The organism is Streptosporangium amethystogenes (genome assembly GCF_000721075.1).
Lineage (GTDB): Bacteria > Actinomycetota > Actinomycetes > Streptosporangiales > Streptosporangiaceae > Streptosporangium > Streptosporangium amethystogenes.
This window is the reverse complement of the sequence record NZ_JOEQ01000138.1, coordinates 1-639: the sequence shown is the minus strand read 5'-3', so window position 1 is coordinate 639 and position 639 is coordinate 1. Positions and strand designations below refer to the sequence as shown.

Genomic DNA, 639 nt, shown 5'->3' with positions numbered 1-639 from the left:
GCCGGAGGCCTCGGCCGCCGCCGCGCCGCCCAGGACCGGGGTCCGGCGGCCGTCCACGACGAGCTTCGCGCCCTCGGCGACGCCCAGGTCCAGGTAGGACGCCACCTTGTCACGGTGCTCGGCGGTGACCATCGGACCCATCTCGGAGCGGGGGTCGTCGCCGGGACCGATGGTCAGCTTCTCCACCCGGGAGACGATCTTGCTGACCAGTTCGTCGCCGACCGGGTCCACGGCCAGCACGACGGAGATCGCCATGCAGCGCTCGCCGGCCGAGCCGAAGCCCGCCGAGACCGCGGCGTCGGCGACCAGGTCCAGGTCGGCGTCGGGCAGCACCAGCATGTGGTTCTTGGCGCCGCCGAGCGCCTGGACCCGCTTGCCGTGAGAGGTGCCCCGTTCGTAGACGTGGCGGGCGATCGGGGTCGAGCCGACGAACGACACGGCCTTCACGTCCGGGTGCTCCAGCAGCCGGTCCACCGCCGTCTTGTCGCCCTGGACGACGTTGAAGACGCCGTCCGGCAGCCCGGCCTCCTTCCAGAGCCGGGCCATCAGCAGCGACGCCGAGGGGTCCTTCTCCGAGGGCTTGAGGATGAAGGTGTTGCCGCAGGCGATCGCGATCGGGAACATCCACATCGGCACCAT

At 71.5% G+C, this 639-nt stretch carries 1 protein-coding gene; it reads right to left on the bottom strand.

From position 1 onward, the window contains the following. On the bottom strand, window positions 1-639 hold a 639-nt coding region (locus IG98_RS0143980), incomplete at both ends, for an aldehyde dehydrogenase family protein (protein ID WP_030926579.1).